The organism is Muricauda sp. MAR_2010_75 (assembly GCF_000745185.1).
Classification (GTDB): Bacteria; Bacteroidota; Bacteroidia; order Flavobacteriales; family Flavobacteriaceae; genus Flagellimonas.
Window position 1 is genome coordinate 415,726 of the sequence record NZ_JQNJ01000001.1, and the last position, 19,760, is coordinate 435,485.

General features: G+C 42.4%; 17 protein-coding genes and 2 tRNA genes. 10 read left to right on the forward strand and 9 right to left on the reverse strand.

The genetic code is table 11. The features are described 5' to 3' along the window. Position 1: 1 nt before the first annotated feature. The gene (locus tag FG28_RS02005; protein WP_036379479.1) at positions 2-1,774 is read right to left on the reverse strand and encodes an ABC transporter ATP-binding protein; all 1,773 of its coding nucleotides are present in this window, start codon (positions 1,772-1,774) and stop codon (positions 2-4) included. Then, positions 1,761-2,513, reverse strand: coding sequence for a tRNA pseudouridine(38-40) synthase TruA (truA, locus tag FG28_RS02010; protein ID WP_036379482.1), 753 nt, complete (start codon positions 2,511-2,513; stop codon positions 1,761-1,763). The genes FG28_RS02005 and truA overlap by 14 nt, the downstream gene beginning before the upstream one ends. A gap of 88 nt (positions 2,514-2,601) precedes the next feature. Between truA and FG28_RS02015 the strand changes: the two genes are divergently transcribed. Beyond that, complete coding sequence (locus FG28_RS02015) at positions 2,602-3,096, forward strand: metallophosphoesterase (protein WP_036379485.1); 495 nt, start codon at positions 2,602-2,604, stop codon at positions 3,094-3,096. Positions 3,097-3,161: 65 nt separating this feature from the next. Here FG28_RS02015 and FG28_RS02020 read toward each other — a convergent pair whose 3' ends face one another. Further along, positions 3,162-3,572: a DUF4293 domain-containing protein gene (locus FG28_RS02020; RefSeq protein WP_036379487.1), complete on the reverse strand. Its 411-nt coding sequence runs from the start codon at positions 3,570-3,572 to the stop codon at positions 3,162-3,164. A 195-nt stretch (positions 3,573-3,767) separates the two neighbouring features. Here FG28_RS02020 and rho point away from each other — a divergent pair, with 195 nt between their 5' ends. The 3 genes from rho (at position 3,768) to FG28_RS02040 (ending at position 7,650) form a co-directional block, all read left to right on the forward strand. Then, positions 3,768-5,363 carry a transcription termination factor Rho gene (gene rho, locus FG28_RS02025; protein WP_036379489.1) on the forward strand — a complete coding sequence of 532 codons (1,596 nt, stop codon included), beginning with the start codon at positions 3,768-3,770 and terminating at the stop codon, positions 5,361-5,363. A gap of 132 nt (positions 5,364-5,495) precedes the next feature. Then, on the forward strand, positions 5,496-6,167 hold the full coding sequence (locus FG28_RS02030) for a hypothetical protein (RefSeq protein ID WP_036379491.1): 672 nt from the start codon (positions 5,496-5,498) through the stop codon (positions 6,165-6,167). A gap of 790 nt (positions 6,168-6,957) precedes the next feature. Next, positions 6,958-7,650, forward strand: a complete 693-nt coding sequence (locus FG28_RS02040; protein ID WP_036379496.1) for a hypothetical protein — start codon at positions 6,958-6,960, stop codon at positions 7,648-7,650. A 70-nt stretch (positions 7,651-7,720) separates the two neighbouring features. On the opposite strand, the gene rpsT is transcribed toward FG28_RS02040, so the two are convergent. From rpsT to proS, 4 genes are all read right to left on the reverse strand, one after another. Then, a complete protein-coding gene (rpsT, locus tag FG28_RS02045; RefSeq protein ID WP_036379498.1) occupies positions 7,721-7,972 on the reverse strand; it encodes a 30S ribosomal protein S20 in 252 nt (83 codons plus the stop codon). Between the two features lie 33 nt (positions 7,973-8,005). Continuing rightward, positions 8,006-8,077: transfer RNA gene (locus FG28_RS02050), tRNA-Glu, on the reverse strand. 59 nt (positions 8,078-8,136) lie between these two features. Beyond that, a tRNA-Glu gene (locus FG28_RS02055) sits at positions 8,137-8,208 on the reverse strand. An 81-nt stretch (positions 8,209-8,289) separates the two neighbouring features. Continuing rightward, positions 8,290-9,765 carry a proline--tRNA ligase gene (gene proS / locus FG28_RS02060; protein WP_036379499.1) on the reverse strand — a complete coding sequence of 492 codons (1,476 nt, stop codon included), beginning with the start codon at positions 9,763-9,765 and terminating at the stop codon, positions 8,290-8,292. Between the two features lie 95 nt (positions 9,766-9,860). Here proS and FG28_RS19980 point away from each other — a divergent pair, with 95 nt between their 5' ends. Next, on the forward strand, positions 9,861-11,138 hold the full coding sequence (locus tag FG28_RS19980; RefSeq protein WP_051947152.1) for a hypothetical protein: 1,278 nt from the start codon (positions 9,861-9,863) through the stop codon (positions 11,136-11,138). A 39-nt stretch (positions 11,139-11,177) separates the two neighbouring features. Further along, the gene (locus FG28_RS02070; RefSeq protein ID WP_036379501.1) at positions 11,178-12,677 is read left to right on the forward strand and encodes an OmpP1/FadL family transporter; all 1,500 of its coding nucleotides are present in this window, start codon (positions 11,178-11,180) and stop codon (positions 12,675-12,677) included. Positions 12,678-12,737: 60 nt separating this feature from the next. Here FG28_RS02070 and FG28_RS02075 read toward each other — a convergent pair whose 3' ends face one another. Both FG28_RS02075 and FG28_RS02080 read right to left on the reverse strand, forming a co-directional pair. Then, positions 12,738-14,171 carry a T9SS type B sorting domain-containing protein gene (locus FG28_RS02075; protein WP_036379503.1) on the reverse strand — a complete coding sequence of 478 codons (1,434 nt, stop codon included), beginning with the start codon at positions 14,169-14,171 and terminating at the stop codon, positions 12,738-12,740. A 115-nt stretch (positions 14,172-14,286) separates the two neighbouring features. Beyond that, complete coding sequence (locus FG28_RS02080; protein WP_036379505.1) at positions 14,287-16,098, reverse strand: T9SS type B sorting domain-containing protein; 1,812 nt, start codon at positions 16,096-16,098, stop codon at positions 14,287-14,289. A gap of 132 nt (positions 16,099-16,230) precedes the next feature. Here FG28_RS02080 and folE point away from each other — a divergent pair, with 132 nt between their 5' ends. The 4 genes from folE (at position 16,231) to lgt (ending at position 19,756) form a co-directional block, all read left to right on the forward strand. Beyond that, on the forward strand, positions 16,231-16,911 hold the full coding sequence (folE, locus tag FG28_RS02085; RefSeq protein WP_036379507.1) for a GTP cyclohydrolase I FolE: 681 nt from the start codon (positions 16,231-16,233) through the stop codon (positions 16,909-16,911). Between the two features lie 14 nt (positions 16,912-16,925). After that, on the forward strand, positions 16,926-18,407 hold the full coding sequence (cysS, locus tag FG28_RS02090) for a cysteine--tRNA ligase (protein ID WP_036379509.1): 1,482 nt from the start codon (positions 16,926-16,928) through the stop codon (positions 18,405-18,407). Between the two features lie 19 nt (positions 18,408-18,426). Then, a complete protein-coding gene (gene yidD / locus FG28_RS02095) occupies positions 18,427-18,654 on the forward strand; it encodes a membrane protein insertion efficiency factor YidD (protein ID WP_036379512.1) in 228 nt (75 codons plus the stop codon). A 139-nt stretch (positions 18,655-18,793) separates the two neighbouring features. Further along, the gene (lgt, locus tag FG28_RS02100) at positions 18,794-19,756 is read left to right on the forward strand and encodes a prolipoprotein diacylglyceryl transferase (RefSeq protein ID WP_036379514.1); all 963 of its coding nucleotides are present in this window, start codon (positions 18,794-18,796) and stop codon (positions 19,754-19,756) included. The last annotated feature ends 4 nt before the right edge of the window (positions 19,757-19,760 follow it).

The window sequence follows — 19,760 nt, forward strand, 5'->3', positions numbered from 1 at the left end:
GTTAGGCCACTTCCTCTTCCAAGAACTGTGCCTTGTACAGATCGTTATAGTAGCCTCCTTTTTTGAGGAGCTCTTTATGAGTTCCAATCTCTACGATCTGTCCCTCATCCATCACAATAATTTTACTGGCTTTTTTGATGGTCGCCAGTCGGTGTGCAATGATGATCGATGTCCTTCCTTCGGTAATCTTGTCTGTAGCTTGTTGGATCAATTGCTCAGAATAGGTATCTACAGAAGATGTGGCCTCATCCAAGATCAATATACTGGGGTTGCTCACATAGGCCCGCAAGAAAGCTATTAATTGTCGTTGTCCACTAGATAGCATGGTTCCCCTTTCCTTTACATTATATTGATAGCCCCCTGGAAGGCTCGAAATGAATTCGTGCACCCCAATTTGTTTGGCGGCCGTCTCTATTTCTGATACCGAAATATTTTCATCACGTAGTGAGATGTTATTGGCAATGGTATCCGCAAAAAGAAAAACATCCTGCAATACAATGGCAATGTGTGAACGAAGGGATTGCAAAGTATAATCATGTATACTGATCCCATCAATTAAAATTTGCCCAGAATTAATTTCGTAAAAACGGTTGAGCAAGTTGATGATGGTGGATTTTCCGGCACCGGTGGCTCCCACAATGGCCACGGTTTCGCCCGCTTTTACCTCAAAGGAAATACCGTGCAGCACCTCTTCGTCCTTAACGTAGCCAAACCGAACATCCTTGAATTTGATGTCTCCCTTGACATCCTCTTTTATCACGGAACCTTCATCGGCAATATGGCTATCGGTATCCAAAATCTTGAACACGCGGTTGGCAGCCACCATTCCCATTTGTAGGGTGTTGAACTTATCTGCAATTTGTCTCAGGGGACGGAACAGGAGGTCCATCAAAAAGAAAAAGGCAAAAATGGAGCCTGTATCATCCAATCCCACATTCTCAATGTTCTGAATAACTCCAAAATACACCACCAATCCAATGCCTATGGAATAGGAAATTTCGGCAACAGGAAAGAAAATGGAGTTGTACCAAACGGTTTTCAACCAAGCATTTTGGTGTTTTTCATTGATGACCCTGAATTTTTCCTTTTCAATCTCTTCACGATTAAAAAGTTGTACGATCTTCATTCCGGCGATGCGTTCCTGCACAAAGGAATTGAGATTGGCCACTTGGGCCCTCACTTCAATAAAGGCCACTTTCATGGCTTGCTGAAAGAGTCTCGTAGCGATAAGGATCACTGGCAAAATAGCAAAAACAATGAGCGCCAATTTCCAACTGGTGTAGAGCATTATGGCTGCCGCCAATAACATTTTGAGTACATCGGCCACAATCATAAAAAATCCTTGACTGAAAATCTCCCCGATACGCTGCATATCGGCCACGGCTCGTGTCACCAATACCCCGATTGAGGAATTATCGAAATAGGTCATTTTAAAACCCATCATTTTTTTGAAGAGCCTTACCCGAATATCCTTGATCACGGACTCCCCCAAAAGGTTGGCGTAGTAATTAAAGGCCAATTGTGTGGTCACCTGACCAACGAGTACGGCAAGCATCAACAGAACAGCGGTCAATAATTCTTGGGAGTTTTTATTGTCAAGCGCCTCATTGATGATATCCCTTACCAAAATGGGAATCTCTACGGCAAATGCAGCAGATAATATGGCTGCAATGGCTACTACCCAAAAAATGACCCTGTAGGGTTTGGTATGCGCAAATACACGTTTGAAAAGTCTAAAATCAAACGCTTTGCCTATTTCTTCACTTTTGCTCATCAAATATTTCTTTAGGATACAAAACCTTGGTCAAATATAATCCTTTTGCGGGGACAGACGCCCCGGCCTCACTTCTGCTCTTGCTTTCAATTATGGTGTGGATTTCCTCGGGAGCCATCTTGCCCATCCCTACATCCAACAAGGTTCCCACTACGGCCCGCACCATATTCCTTAGAAAGCGGTCTGCGGTAATGGTGAACACTAATTTATCTTTCTTTTCTTCCCAAATGGCCTGACGCACATCACATCTATAGGTCTTTACATCGGTATTGGATTTGGAAAAACATTCAAAATCCGTATGATCCAATAAATAGGTTGCCGCTTTGTTCATGACCTCTAAATCCAATGGATATTTCACAAAATGGGCAGAATCAAAGTAAAATGGATTCTTTTCCTGTACCACCCAATATTCGTAAGTCCGTTCAAAAGCATCAAACCTGGCGTGTGCCTCAGAAACCATTTGATACAGTTGTTGCACAGCAATATCTCCGGGCAGAAAGGCATTGAGCCGATAGACCAAATCCTCCTTATTTTCAATTTCATCAAAATCAAAATGGGCAAACATTTCCTTGGCATGCACCCCAGTATCGGTCCTGCCCGCACCAACGACTTCCACTTTTTGTCGCAATAAGGTAGATAGGGCTTTTTCCAATACCTCTTGCAAGGTAATGGCGTTGGGTTGGTTCTGCCATCCGTGGTATGCTTTTCCGAAATAGGAAAATTGGATAAAATATCTCAATGGAATGCCTTACTTTTAAGTCGTTAAAGATAATTCAATCCCTTCCAATAGGAATCCAACCCCTATTTTTTAGCATATTTTTAGCGTTATGACCAAAATTCTATTGCTATCGGACACTCATGGCCATATAGATCCAACTATTTTAAAATACGCTGCCCAGACCGATGAAATCTGGCACGCTGGGGACATTGGAGACATCAGCGTAACTGACCAACTTAAGGCATTGAAACCAGTCAGGGCGGTGTATGGTAACATCGATGACCACAATGTGCGAAAAGAATTCCCTGAACACAATAGGTTTATGTGCGAAGGGGTGGATGTTTGGATCACACACATAGGTGGCTACCCTAATAGATATGATGTACGAATACGCGAAGAAATCAAGTTGAATCCCCCAAAACTATTCATTTGTGGGCATTCCCATATCCTTAAAGTGATGAACGACAAAAAATTGGGATTGCTTCACATGAATCCCGGTGCGTGCGGGAAACATGGTTTTCACCAAGTTCGTACCATGTTACGGTTTGCGATTGATGGAGATAAAATTTCAGATTTGGAGGTTGTGGAGTTGGGAAAACGATGAATAAAACATAAAAACCCCGGCCGAGGCCAGGGTTTTTTCGCACTAATACTACTAAGATGTTAGGTTCAACGTAAGCGATCAACAGATTTTACAAGATCTTCATCCTTTTTGATGGCCCTGTTGGCCAGGACCAGAAAAACGATAGAAAATACAGGAATCAGCATCCCAATACCCTTCTCAGAAACCACGGTCTCTCCGGATAAGCTTAGCGATCGATAAACGAAAAATCCTAGTAAAAAAAGGTTCAATATCATATTCAATCTGTTTACCACAAATTGATTTTGTCTGTTCTTATACATAAAAATTGAAACCGCTGCCAACACTGCCGAGGCATAAAATGCAATACTGATCCACAGTTCGTTTTCGGCATAGATTTCCTTCCCATCCACATCAATCCACAAATTCAGAAAAAAGGGCAGTACACCTGTAATAAGTGCAACAACCACCAAAAAAAACGTCTGAATTCGTTGAATCATTGTGTAATTTGATTTCAAAATGCAAAAATAGGCGTCTTTTTGAGAAATCAGGCCTTATTCTTGAAAAATAATTTGTATACTTGTGGTGTTATTAGCGAAGCACTTACCTAGGAAATCTTTCCTCCAGTAGCACTCAAATAACTTTTTTACTTCAATATTTTCAGATTATACACAGTTTAACTTATTCATTACTTAATGTTCGAGATTTCAGATCTAAAAGCTAAAAAGCTTCCTGAGTTGCAAGAGATTGCCAAGGGTCTTAACGTTCCCAAATTCAAATCATTGAAAAAGCTTGATCTAGTTTATCAAATACTAGATGTCCAGGCTTCCAACCCAAAGGCCGTAGCAGAAAGCACCTCAGCACCGCAAAACAATGGTACCCCCACCCCAAAACCAAAGCGTACCAGAGCCCCAAGGCCAAAAAAAAATGAGCCAAAGGAAAAAGTGGCCGAGGCCAGCGAAAAACCAGCATCCGTGCAAGATGACACCAACTCCAAAAAAGAGGAGCCTAAAGGTCCGCCTCAAAAAAAGGATCACAAGCAGAACAACACTGCTTCAAAGGGACAAAACAACAATAGAAGAACCAGCCAGCACCAAAAAGGTGGTAGCCACGACAAAAAGAACAGCAATTTTGACAAAGACTTAAAAAATAGGTACAAAGAACCTGAATTTGAGTTTGACAGCATTATTGAGAGTGAAGGTGTCTTGGATATCATGCAGGATGGTTATGGGTTCTTGCGCTCTTCGGACTACAACTACCTTTCTTCACCCGATGATATTTATGTATCGCAATCGCAGATCAGATTGTTTGGGCTGAAGACCGGGGACACGGTTTTGGGTAACATTAGACCTCCAAAAGAAGGTGAGAAATATTTCCCCCTGATCAAGGTGAACAAAATCAACGGTCTAGATCCACAAGTGGTTCGGGATCGGGTATCCTTTGAGCACCTTACCCCCTTGTTTCCAAAGGAAAAATTTAAACTGGCAGAACGTCAGAGCACCATTTCCACCCGGATTATGGACTTGTTCTCCCCTATTGGCAAGGGACAACGTGGTATGATCGTGTCCCAGCCCAAAACGGGTAAGACCATGTTGTTGAAGGATATAGCCAATGCCATTGCTGCCAATCACCCAGAGGTATACCAAATCATCCTTTTGATTGATGAGCGGCCTGAGGAAGTTACCGACATGCAACGTAATGTGCGTGGCGAGGTGGTTGCCTCAACATTCGACAAAGAAGCTACTGAACACGTTCGCGTGGCCAATATTGTGTTGGAAAAAGCCAAACGTTTGGTGGAATGTGGCCATGATGTGGTGATCCTTTTGGATTCCATTACCCGATTGGCCCGTGCCTACAACACTGTACAACCTGCTTCTGGTAAGGTATTGAGTGGTGGTGTGGATGCCAATGCATTGCATAAACCGAAACGTTTCTTTGGTGCGGCCCGTAACATTGAAAATGGAGGTTCGCTTTCCATTATTGCTACGGCGTTAACAGAGACCGGCTCTAAAATGGACGAGGTAATTTTTGAAGAATTTAAGGGTACCGGTAACATGGAGCTTCAGTTGGACAGACGTATTTCCAACCGAAGAATTTTCCCTGCCATCGACCTTATTTCTTCATCTACCCGAAGGGACGATCTATTGTTGGACGAAAACACCATTCAACGTATGTGGATCATGCGTAAGTATTTGGCAGACATGAATCCTGTGGAGGCCATGGAATTTATGGAGCAGCGCATTAAGCAGACCAAAAACAACGAAGAGTTTCTGCTTACGATGAACAATTAAATCAAATGATTGATATACAGCTATTTAAAAACCCTTTGAGAAATCTCAAAGGGTTTTTTCTTGAATAGTTTTAAAGAAAAAACCTATCTTTAAATCAGTTTCCCCAAAACCGAACTCTAAAACACTTTAACTATGAAAAACCTCAAAAAAGTTGCCACTGTATTGCTAGGTGCTTTTTTATTCACACTTACTGCATGCCAACAAGGCCCTAAGAAAGAGGAACCCGCCGAATCAAAAGCAGCGGAAGAGCAAGAACCTGTTGCACCACCGGAGGGAATCATCTCCTTGGAGGAATCAAAGTCCCTGTATGACAATTACACCAAGAACCGTTTGGACATCATTCATAAATATGAAGCCGAGCGGAGTACCGAAAAATTTGAAGCTGCCCGTTTTAGTTCATTCAGTTATGCCGACATTAAGCAATATATGGACTATATTGAACAGGAGGCCAAAGACGCCGAGGTGGATATTTCTTCATTGCGGTTCTATTTTGCCAATTATCCTGATAAGGCGGATTTTCCCGATGGAAAAAAAATAGTGCACCCGAGACAAAATTCCATTTTTATAGTACCCACCATGGAAACAGCTGATGGGGAATACGGCTTTTATATTGGTGAAGATGGCAAGGCCAAACTCATCAAAAATGCTGTTGGACAAACTGCCGTAGGCAGTACTACCAAAGATGGAAATAAGTCTTATGCCAGTTTTGCCCCCAGTTTTGCCACTCCGGCAATACTACAACAAGGCAAAAGTCTTAACCTAAACCATAGTAATTCAGGGCCACCACCTGATGGAGATTTCTAAAAAGGATGACTACCGAAAATCTTGTCAAACTAATTAGCAGTCAGTTTCCTTTATTTCTTTATTTAATCACCTGGATAATTTCAGTAATTCGATATAAGAGGTTTTTTGACACGCCTTTGAAGTACCTTCCCATGCTTGTAATCTATACCTTTTTCACTGAGCTTTTGGGTTATTTTATCAAGTACAACGATCAATTTTTGTTTTTTTCCGATGATCGATACGCATGGCATAATGTGATTATTTATAACATTTACCAATTGATCTTCTTTTTGTTTTTCTACCGTGTTTATCATAGAGCGCTTAAAAAAGAATCTCATAAAAAATGGGTGAAGTATGGTAGTTATCTTTGCATTTTGGCGTACATCGTCAATTCTATCATTGCCAACCCTCTGCACAATAGATTAAGCTATGCACATATTGTTGGTTCCTTTATCCTGATTTTTATACTTGTCTTGTATTTTCTTGAAAAGAAATCCGAAGAAAGTTTTTATCCCCAAAAACATAATTTATTGTTTTGGGTCAGTATGGGTCTACTTACCTTTTATCTGATTTTTCCCTTGGTTTTGATTTTTGGGAATATCAGTATTGATGTACAATTTTATTTAAGACGTACATTGCTCAGTCTAATTGGAATAATGTACGGATGTTTCATTATAGGTCTTTTGGCGGGAAAAAGAAAAGCATTTCGATAGTTTCAACGCCGTTGAAAAAATAAAGGTCCCAAACATTGGGGCTTTTTTTATATTTTCAGCATAAATCTAATTTCTTTGCCCAATATGCCAACACATAAATGATTGAGGAATTCATTGAAACTTTAAATACGGATTTTATAATCCTCCCCTTTTACTTCATTGTGTGGCTGGCCTCGGTTATATGGTATCGCACCTACTACGACACGGTTTTAAAATATTACCCTATATACCTTATGTACACCCTGCTCACCGAATTGCTGGGGTATTTGGTAAAGTTCACCGATAGTTTCCAATTGGTTTCAGATGATAGGTATCACTGGTACAATGTGATTATTTACAATATTTATTCGGTGGTCACCTATAGCTATTTCTTCTACATTTATTGGAAAATTTTAAATGACAAAAAACATAAAAAATGGGTGCTGTATGGCGCATCCGTCAGTATGGGGAGTTTTCTGATCAGTTTATTTTTTCAAAATCCCCATTACTCCCATTTGTACATTGCCGAACTCATTTCCGCATTGATTCTGTTGTCTGCCATAGCCTTATATTTGAAGGAGAAGTTTCAGTGGAACAGTTTCAAATCATTGAAATACAATTTAATGTTTTGGACCAGCGTGGGGTTGGGCATATTCTATGCCTACTTTCCATTTACATTACTGTTCCTATATTGGGCACCTGAACTATATACCAAATTTCATTTGCATGATTGGTTAATCGGGCTCATCTTCGTTTTATATGGAACTTTTTTGGTAGGGGTGATTATCCATAGAAGAAGGAATTTTCAATAAAAATTGATTTAATACCAATAAAAAAGCCCCAAAATTGGGGCTTTTTTATATACTTAAATGAACAAATGGATTACATGGCAGCAACCTTGCTCATTAATTTGCTCTTTAAGTTGGCCGCTTTGTTGCTGTGAATAATGTTTTTCTTGGCCAATTTATCGATCATACCAACAACAGTGGGCAACAAGGCTTCAGCAGCTTTCTTGTCCTCTTCGGTGCGCAATTTTTTGATGGCATTACGCACGGTCTTATGCTGATATCTATTACGCAAACGAACCGCTTCGTTTCTTCTGATTCTCTTTAATGCTGACTTATGATTTGCCATTGTCTTGATTTATACTTTCTAATTCTTTTTTAGTAGCCCGTAGGGGAATCGAACCCCTGTTACCAGGATGAAAACCTGGCGTCCTAACCCCTAGACGAACGGGCCATTATTTTCGGAAAAACCCAGGCTACTCAACCTCGTTTTCCCAATTTCAATAAACGTTGTAGCCCGTAGGGGAATCGAACCCCTGTTACCAGGATGAAAACCTGGCGTCCTAACCCCTAGACGAACGGGCCATTAAGGTTGCACAATTGCGGATGCAAAAATACAACTATTTTTAAGTCTTGCAACAGTAATTTTTATTTTTTGACCACTGCTTAATAGGCCTTCGCAAACAGCACCCTTTGGTTGGATGGATTTCCCGTCACCATACATTTTCCATCCTCCTGTTTTGCATCCAAGGGAATACATCGAATGGTTGCTTTGGTCTCCTCTTTTATCTTATCCTCGGTTTCCGAAGTACCATCCCAATGTGCCGAAACAAATCCACCTTTTTCCTCAATCACTTGCTTGAATTCCTCATAAGAATCAACCTCGGTGATATGCTCTTTTCTGTAATCCAGTGCTTTGTTAAAGATGTTTTCCTGAATCTCGTCCATCAAGGAAACTACTTTATCTACAACCTCATCGGCCTTCACCGATTCTTTTTGAAGCGTATCACGTCGGGCCACCTCATACGTGCCATTCTCCAAATCGCGCTGCCCCACAGCCAAACGTACGGGAACCCCCTTCAATTCGTACTCATTGAATTTGAACCCGGGCTTATGGGTATCCCTTTTATCGTATTTTACGGAAAGGCCTTTGGCCTTTAGTTCCCTCACCAAAGGTTCCACTTTCTCTGAAATGGCATCCAGTTGGTCCAATCCCTTATAAATAGGCACGATCACCACCTGAATGGGAGCCAATTTTGGAGGAAGTACCAATCCGTTATCATCACTGTGCGTCATCACCAAAGCGCCCATCAATCGGGTAGAGACCCCCCAAGATGTGGCCCAAACATATTCTTGTTGCCCTTCCTTGTTGGCAAATTTCACGTCAAATGCCTTGGCAAAATTTTGCCCCAAAAAGTGTGATGTTCCAGCCTGAAGCGCCTTTCCATCTTGCATCAATGCCTCAATGCAATAGGTCTCCTCCGCTCCGGCAAAACGTTCACTCTCGGTCTTGGTCCCTTTTATTACAGGTACCCCCATGTGTTCTTCCGCAAATTCTGCGTACAAATTCATGATCAATTCCGCTTCCTCTACAGCTTCCTGTTTAGTAGCATGGGCGGTATGGCCTTCTTGCCATAAAAATTCAGCAGTTCTCAGAAACAGACGAGTCCGCATTTCCCAACGTACCACATTGGCCCATTGGTTCACCAATATGGGCAAATCACGGTAGGACTGTACCCATCTTCTATAGGTATCCCAAATAATGGTTTCTGATGTAGGCCTAACAATAAGCTCCTCCTCCAACTTTGCATCTTCATCAACCACAATACCACTGCCATCCTCGGCATTCTTCAGGCGATAGTGCGTCACAACGGCACATTCCTTGGCAAAACCCTCTACGTGGCTTGCTTCTTTACTAAGGTATGATTTTGGAATGAAAAGTGGGAAATAGGCATTTTCATGACCCGTTTCCTTGAACATTTTATCGAGTTGCGCCTGCATTTTCTCCCATATGGCGTACCCGTAGGGTTTTATCACCATACAACCCCTAACTCCAGAGTTTTCAGCTAAATCCGATTTTACGACAAGTTCATTATACCATTTGGAATAATCTTCGGCGCGACTTGTTAAATTTTTACCCATCTACTGTAGTTTGGCACAAAACTTGTGTTTTTATTAGCAAGAATAATTCGGTAAAACTAATTATTTTTAGTATGTTCAACAATAAAAATTGCACAATGATAAAGTCTACACCCCTTCCAAAATTTAAGGCATTTGCCATACTCCCTGTGGTCGCTCTACTTGCGGCTTCCTGTGGATCGTATCAGCAAGCCTCATATTATGATGATGGCATCTATGCCAGCAGCAATAGAGTGGTACATGTAGAGAAAAAATCTGCAGAAGCCGTTCGCCTTGAGGACCGAGAAAGCAACCTTTATGGTGATTATTTTGGCGATAAGGCCAATGAATATGGAGAAATTCTTGATGATGATATTTTCACCGATGTTGATAGCTATTCCAGTCAAGCACAAAATGACTCCATTCCTTATGGTGAACAAACCGATTATTTCGCTTACAACAATACCTATAATGGTAATCCTGGATGGGGTGATAACCCCCAAAGCCTGACTATCAATGTCTATGACAACTCGGGCTGGGGTGGCTATGGTTGGGGCTGGAACAGTCCATACTGGGGCTTTGGCTATGGTTGGGGTGGATATCCCTATTACAATTGGGGATGGAACAACCCCTGGAGATGGAACCGTTGGGGCTGGGGTGGCTACTACGGTGGTTGGAACAGTCCATATTGGGGCTGGGGCTATGCCGGTTATTGGGGCTGGGGAGGCTATTACAATTACGGTTGGAGACCCTATTACTATAATAATTACTACGGAAGAAACTATGCCTTCAGTCGTGGACGTAGAGGATATTCCTCTTCCACAATCCCAGGTACCGCATTGCGGGGACGATCCAACTTGGCCTCAAGAACAAGTGGATACACCTCAAGGTACAGTACCGATAGTGGTCGTTCCAATAGATCTGTGGGTGCATCCAGAACGTCTCGATCATATAACAGTGGAACAACGGCCAGAAGAAATGTCAGCGCCGACGCCATTGCAAGAAACAGAAATTACAGGACCAGTAGAAGTACCCGTACTTCTCCCAACTACAGTAATAGTTCCAGAAACTACCGATCGTACGGTACTTCACCATCATCCAGAAGCAATAGCTCCTATAGCAGGAGTGGAAACCTGAACAGGAGTTCCTCTTCTCCAACATACCGAAGCTCTGGAAGAAGCACTAGAAGTTATCAATCTGCTCCAAGGACTTCAGCACCTAGTAGAGGTAGCTATAACAGGTCTTCAAGTAGTTCCAGTTCCAGAAGCTATAGAAGTAGCGGATCTAGAAGTTCCAGTAGCGGAAGCTACAGAAGCTCTGGTGGCAGCTCAAGAAGTTCAGGAGGTGCAAGTAGATCAGGTGGTTCCAGATCTGGAAGAGGTAACGGAAGAAACTAATATTCCTATAAAATTTATCGTAAAACTAAATCTCGGGAAATGAAACGAATTTCAACTCTCATTATGGTGTTGGTATGCGCATACTCAAGTGCCCAAATCATAGATGACGTACTTAGATATAGCACGGAAGACCTTATTGGAACGGCAAGATTTCAAGCCATGGGCGGGGCTTTTGGAGCCCTTGGCGGCGACCTTTCCTCCCTAAATGTCAACCCAGCTGGCTCTGCAGTTTTCAATTACAGCGAGCTGAGCGTGACCGGTTCCAATTACCACAGGAACAATGATGCGCTTTTCGGTAACAATGTCCGCAACACAACAATCAACTCTTTGGATTTGAACCAAGTGGGAGGCGTTCTTATCTTTAAATCCAATAATAGCCCTTGGAAAAAAATTGCACTGGCCTTTAACTATGATATGGCTCAAAACTTTGACAATGAGTTTTATGCCGCCGGAAATACAGCATTGGGCATAGACAATTATTTCTTGAACTTTGCTGATGGAGAGCCTTTGGGGCCGCTTCGTGTGCAGCAAGGCGAATTCATTGAGGAGGCCTATTTGGATATAGGGTCAAGTCTTGGTTTTGGAGCCCAGCAGGCCTTTTTGGGCTTTCAGGCAGGGCTTATCGAGCCTACCGAGGATGACGATGCCAATACGTCTTATTTTTCAAATGCTTCCTACAGTAATGTGCGACAAGAGTATTTACGTAGCACATCAGGGTATAACAGTAAATTTACCCTGAACTTTGCTAGCCAGTATGAGGAAAATCTCTATTTGGGGGCGTCCTTGAATTTTCACACCGTGCTTTACGATCGGATAACTTTTTTGGATGAAGATGGGTATGATCAAGATTCCCCCGTTCAGTTTACCTCATTTGACAATCTCTTGCACACCGAAGGTTTTGGGTTCTCTTTTAGTTTGGGAGCTATAGCAAAATTGAACGAAAGTGTCCGTGTTGGCGGCAGCTATCAGTCCCCTACCTGGTATGAACTGACCGATGATTTTTCGCAACGCATCAACTCCAGTTTGGCCGTTTCCGACATCAATTTTATAGACTTTGGCATCGTAAACCTTTATGATGAATACCGAATAAAAACGCCAGGAAAACTTACCGGTAGTGTTGCTGTTGTTTTTGGGGAGGACGGACTTTTGAGTTTTGATTACGGCTATCAGGATATGTCGCAAGCAGAACTTCGACCTACCTCGGACCCAAATTTTTCTGCTGAAAACGATTTCATCGCCGATGCATTGGGCGTGGTAAATACCTATAGATTGGGAGGCGAAATCCGTTTTGATGAAGTTAGTCTACGAGGTGGTTACCGTTTTGAAAGTAGTCCCTATGAAAATGGGGACATTGTAGGCGACCTTAATGGCTTCTCTGGAGGTATTGGCTATAGTTTTGGCGGAAGCAGGTTGGATTTGGCCTTCAGCAGAACAGAACAAGATGTGAATGCCTTCTTTTTTGATTCTGGTATAAACAGTGCTGCCATGGTAAACCGGATAAACACTAATATTTCATTGGGGTATACCTTTAAATTCTAACAGCTAGTAAAGAAAAAAAATTAAGGTCCGAAGGAATTCCGGCCTTTTTCTGTTTAAATCTTATCGCACTAAAGAAAAGTGCCTGCGCACAGAACGCGCCACTATCACACCGCTGTCATCACGATCATAATCCAACCGGAACCAATAGTCGGAAGAAGGTAAATCCCTGCCATTAAAAGTACCGTCCCATCCAAGACTGGGATCTAGTTCTTTTAACAATTTACCGTAACGATCAAAAATATAGATAACAGGGTCCGTGAGCCTTTCTATACCAAAAACATTCCAGTTGTCGTGTAGTCCATCGCCATTGGGTGTAAAGAATTTAGGGTAGCCCACCACCAAAAACTGACTGATCAGGGTCCCGCATCCATTTTTATCGTTAACAGTGACCTCATTCATGCCCGGTGGCACATCTGGAAATACGGGATCATCCTGAAACTCTCCCCCATTGATGGCATACTCATAATCACTATTGCCTTCCACTATAAATTCAACACTATAGGGGTCGGATTGATTGCTGGTTTCAAGGTCTGTTATCACGATATCTTCCAAAACGGGTTCTCCGTGGAAAGTGATGAGAATATCATCAGAATAAATTTGCCCTACATTGTTTTCAATGGAAACAAAATAACGACCAGAGTTTGGACTGGTGACTGTATATTCGGTCTCAGTGGCGCCAGTGGCTAAAATTTCGTCAATGGTACCGTCATCATCCCTGTCCAAAGTCCAGGTAATATTGGAAATATTGGGCCCTGCCGGCGAATTCAATGCACTGAGCACAATATCGGGATCACCTTCACAGGCCACAATATCCAATCCCAAAAATTCATCGCGAAGGGTACAGTCCAACGCATTGTCTTGATCGGCATCAACAGAGCTTCCGGTAAAGGTCAACTCAAACGATTCTGGGTCTCCATCAAAATTGGTGTTGTAGTTGTTGATATAGAGATAATAGATTTCACCAGCGGTTACATCCAACCATTCATCGTAGGTATTCTGGCTTTGCTTTACAAAAGGGGCCCCTTCCCTTCCATCCACAGGATTTACCCCTATTCCGGTAAAATTGGTATCGTTGGTTTCATAGTTGCATCGAATGGGTTGGGCGCTTCCATCCCCAATAATGGTACAAAAGGTCTGTCCCGAGGTCTCATCAAAAGGTCCGTACAACGCAAAATCCCATTCAGCAGTTATAATTCCGGTAGGGCCTGGGAGCGCCTCAATATCAAAACCTATCTGCCCATCCGTTCCGGCTCTGAAAACGTACCATTCTGTATTGTTTTCTATATTCGCCGAACTATTGCTCCCTTTTTCCAAACAACCGGTCTGGGTAATCACTTCTGGGTCAAAATCATCAATATCACCGCTTCCATCCGTAGTCCCCAAAATAGGGGCGTCTGCACAAACAGGTATGGCTGTTCTACAATCTGGGGAGTTTTGGGCGCTGGCTGCAAAGGAGAATAGCAATAAACAGATAGCGCTAAATAGAGCTCTCATAGAATTTTGGGGCTAAAGGTTATTCTACAATCTAACCTGTATAACTCCCACTACCACTATTTTAGTATACGCTAGTCGAAAAAATGTGCAGTTAATCGACAAAATGCGCATCAGCCTATCGCACTAATGAAAAATGACTCTGAAGGTATTTGGCATTGACCCGATTCCCATTATCATCCACATAGGACAATTTAAACCAATAATCGGTAGATGGCAGTGGTTGGCCATTAAGGCTTCCGTCCCATCCAGCATCAAATTCGGTCATCTGCTTGATCAACTTTCCATACCTATCGTAAATGGTCACGATAGGAGAATTGAGTTCTGATAATCCATCAATATGCCAGCTTTCGTTGAGCACATCCCCATTTGGTGAAAAAGTCGTCAAAAATCCAACCACAACAATATCGTCCTCAACCTCACCACAGCCATAAATATCTCGCATGTATACTTTGTGGTCGCCCGGGGAGACACCTTCAAAAATGTTACTGGCTTGATAGGGACCATCATCTAACCGGTATTCCAGATTTGTGGCATCCGTTTCGGTAATAATGGTAACTGTATTATTGGTCCGCAAATCTTGAACGTCTATGGTTACATCGGCTATGCTCGGCAAAGTGGATATGCTCACCATAACGGTTCTGCTCACCTCACAGGATGATCCACTGGAAGAATTTGTGGCTGTTACTGTGTATTCTCCCGCATTGGAGACCATAATAGTTGGGGTCTGTTCCCCAGTGCTCCACTGATACGTGTAGGCCGGATTGGGCATGGTTTCCCCAATTTCAACATAGCCCATGCTTTCACAAATAACTGCTTCCTCCGAAAAAGTGAGCTCAGGAGTCTCAATAGCATCCAAAACAAAGTTTTCAGAAGCATCGTAACAATTTGGATTGGCCAAAGAGGTAGTTCGTACATAAATTGTCTCCTGACCTGAACTTTTTGCATATTCTTTTTGCAAGGGATTGATTCCCAAATTAGCATCCGTTTGGGAACCGTGGTAACTTATCACAAAATCATCGGGGTTTTGCGAACCCAAAGCTTCTGAATCTTTGGTACCAAGATCAAAAATCATATCAGGAACATGGCAAAACACCTCATCTGCCATGACCTGAGTAAAAGGCACAGGGGTAAATCCAACCTGGACATCACTAATAATAGTCTCTATACTGGTGGTGACCACCACGCGATATTGTGCCGAATTTGTTGCTGTATAGGTGGATGCTGTAGCCCCCGAAATGAGTTGGAATCCACTTCCTGTATCACTATACCATTCATAGCTCATGGCTCCTGAAGTAGTGGCATCCAAAACAACGGTATCGTTTTCACAAGCCGCTATGGGAGGCCCCAAAAGGTTATTGATGATTGAACAGTCCAACGCGTCGGTAGGGTTGGTTACCCAAATATCTCCGGTAAATTGAATGGAAAAACCGGAATTTGCGTTGCTAAAATTATTGATGAAGAGATAATAATCCTCTCCGGCGTTTACGTCGAGCCAGTCCTCGTAATGTACCGAATCTTCGTCTCCCATTGGGTCTACGCCTACCCCAATGAAACTTTTGTTTTCGCTATTGTCGAAAAAATTACAGCGGACGGGTTCTCCCAAATTATTGCAATCAGAAGCTTGATATAATGCAAAATCCCAATCTTCATTACTGTTATGCCCAATATTAAAGCCCAATTGACCTGAGGCTGAAGTTCTGAATCTATACCAGGCAGAGTTGGATTCTATGGCTCCGGACAAGGTCTGCTCCAAACAGCCACTGGAAGCTGCCCCATTAAAATCATCCACTCCAAAGCCATTCGTTCCTCCGTTAATGGGCGTATTACTGCATATAGGTATGGCATTGACGCATTCTTGGGAGACCTGGGCATGCGAAAATTGCCAGAAAAGGCAAAAGAGTAAAGTTCCAGTAACCGATTTTACCATAAAAGACTGTAGGTTTGGGCATTATAAAAGTAGTACAGCACTTGCCTTAACAATAATTTATGTTGTCAAACTCCCCATAGCGGATGTTAAATCATTCATTAATGTTATCTTTGCTGTCTTGAAGAAACAGCTATGAAATTAGAGCAGGCTTTGGAAGAACAGTATGAGGAAAGGGGCAACGACCATGTTGGCTCTTCAACGGAGACTCCAATCAGGGATGATGCTTTTGTATTGAGCGATGAGGAAAAAATCGAAAGAATACAGAAAAATGTCCGTGAAATCATGTTGACTTTAGGACTTGATTTGGACGACGACAGTCTTGCGGGCACCCCAAAAAGGGTGGCCAAAATGTATGTGAAAGAGGTGTTCGGCGGATTGCACCCAAAGCGCAAACCTGAATCGTCCACTTTTCAAAACAAATACAAGTACGGTGAAATGTTGGTGGAAAAGAACATTGTGCTTTACTCCACTTGCGAGCACCACTTGTTGCCCATCATTGGTAGGGCCCATATTGCCTATATTTCCAATGGTACCGTGGTTGGTTTGTCGAAAATGAATCGCGTGGTGGATTACTATGCCAAACGTCCACAGGTTCAGGAACGATTGAATATACAAATTGTAAAAGAACTCCAGCAGGTTCTGGGAACCGAAGATGTGGCCTGTGTCATAGATGCTAAACATTTATGTGTGAATTCCCGAGGCATTCGCGATATTGAAAGCAGCACCGTTACCGCAGAATATGGTGGTAAATTCAAGGATGAAGCCATACGAAGGGAATTTTTGGACTACATCAATCTGGATACCGACTTTTAACGCCACGTTTTTCAATGCAACTTTACAAGGACCAAACCCTTAGAGTACACAATTCACTTACAGGAAAAAAAGAGGTTTTTCAACCCATAAATGAAGGCCATATTGGCATGTATGTCTGTGGACCAACGGTGTACAGCAATGTGCATTTAGGGAACTGCCGTACGTTTATGTCTTTCGATATGATTTTCAGGTACTTTAAGCATTTGGGCTACAAAGTGCGTTATGTCCGCAACATTACTGATGCCGGGCATTTGGAAAATGATGCGGATGATGGCGAGGATAAAATCGCCAAAAAAGCAAAACTGGAACAGATTGAACCCATGGAAGTGGTGCAACGCTACACCGTGGATTTTCACAATACCCTACAACAGTTCAACTTATTACCTCCCAGTATTGAGCCTACCGCAACGGGACATATTATTGAGCAGATAGAGATCATCAAGGAAATTCTTGAAAAAGGATATGCATATGAAGCCAATGGTTCTGTCTATTTTGATGTGATCAAATTCAACAAGGACCATGAATACGGTAAACTCAGCGGAAGAAAGTTGGAGGATATGATCGCCAACACCCGTGAGCTTACCGCACAGGATGAAAAACGCAATCCGCAGGATTTTGCACTTTGGAAAAAGGCAGAACCCCAGCATATTATGCGCTGGCCGTCTCCTTGGGGCGATGGTTTCCCTGGATGGCATTTGGAGTGCACAGCCATGAGCACCAAGTATTTGGGAGAAACTTTTGACATCCACGGTGGTGGAATGGACCTTAAATTTCCGCACCACGAATGCGAAATCGCACAAGCCGAGGCCAGTACAGGAAAATCCCCCGTAAAGTATTGGTTGCATGCCAATATGCTGACCTTGAACGGAAAGAAAATGTCCAAATCCACGGGAAATAATATTTATCCATCAGAAATCATCAGTGGTAACAATGATATTTTGAGCAAAGCGTACTCACCCGCTGTAATTCGATTTTTTATGATGCAGGCCCATTACACCAGCATTTTGGACTTGAGTGATGAAGCATTGCAAGCCTCCGAAAAGGGATATAATCGTTTGATGGAAGCCATGGGCAGTCTTGGTTCACTCAAATCAGGCTCAAAATCTGATTTTGAAGTTGCCACATGGAAGCAGAAATGCTACGACGCCATGAACGATGATTTTAACACGCCCATTCTCATTGCACACCTTTTTGATGCCGTAAAGCACATCAATTTGATAAAGGAAGGAAAGGAGAATATCACAGAGGAGGACAAAACGGAGTTGGAAAACACTCTTAAAGGATTTGTTTATGAGGTTTTGGGCATTGAAAGCCAATCCATGGCCAAAGACGACTCCAATGCGTTGACAGGGGTTATGGAACTCTTGATCCAATTGCGCAACGAAGCACGGGCCAATAAGGATTTTGCCACTTCAGATAAGATTCGGGACGAGCTTACTGCTCTGGGAATTCAACTCAAAGATGGTAAGGACGGAACTACGTTCAGTATAAATTAAACAGCATAATTGGGGAATTATGACATTAAAAAAGATTCTAATTGCCCCTTTTGTATTCTTGGTCAGAGGGTACCAACTGCTTATCTCCCCTTATCTTCCGGCTACCTGCAGATATACCCCTACGTGCTCAGCCTATACTTTGGAAGCTTTAAAAAAGCATGGTCTTTTTAAAGGAGGCTGGCTTTCCATAAAACGAATTGTAAGTTGTAATCCTTGGGGTGGTAGTGGGTATGATCCTGTGCCTTAATAAGTTCAAGCACCAAGTGCAAGAATCAAGTTCAGGCATAAGTTCAAAAAGGTTTCAAAAAGGTTAATAGTGACCAAAAATTAAACAATCCAACTGCCCAACCGCACAAAGTAGTTATATTAGTCCAAAATTTATATCGATGTATTTCCTAGGCTTTAACTGGAACCCCGAAGGCACCCTATTCAAACTGGGTTTTATTCAGATAAAATACTACAATCTACTTTGGATTGCCGCTTTTGTAGTGGGCTGGTTTATTATGAAACGAATCTTCCAGAACGAGAAAAAGTCAATGGAAAAGTTGGACTCCCTCTTCATTTACACCGTGGTTTCCATTATGCTCGGGGCACGTTTGGGGCACGTTTTCTTTTACGACTGGGATTACTACAAAAACCATTTGGCAGAAATTTTGCTGCCCATCAGGGAAAATGCCAATGAATCCTTGTTTGGCATCATAAACGGGTATGAATTTACCGGATTTACCGGATTGGCCAGCCACGGTGCTACCATTGCGGCTATTCTTGGTGTTTGGCTGTATACCCGAAAATGGAAAGATATCAATATGCTTTGGTTGTTGGACCGCTTGGTGATCCCTTCGGCCATTGGAGCTTGTTTTGTTCGATTGGGAAACTTTTTTAATTCAGAAATCAATGGAAAAGTGGTGGACGAGTCCTTCTTTATGGCCACACGATTTATCAGGGATTCCGATGATATGCCTGCCTATAAGGCTATGGGCTATACCAATGAACAAAGTGCCAATGCAGCCTACAAAGCCATTGAGCACAATCCGGATTTTGCCAATATTTTGGAGTCTATTCCTTTTCGGCACCCGGCACAGTTATATGAGGCCATTTGTTATGTTTTTGTCTTCATTGCCCTATACTTGTTGTATTGGAAAACGGATAAAAAAGACAAGACCGGTTATCTTTTCGGCCTGTTTATGGTGCTCCTTTTTGTCGTTCGATTTATTGTGGAATTCTTCAAGAAAAGTCAAGGTGGGTTTGAGGAATCTTTGGGTCTCCTCTCCACTGGACAATGGTTGAGCATTCCCATGATCATTATTGGACTGTACTTCATGTTCAGGCCAATACAATCAAAAGCATAATACC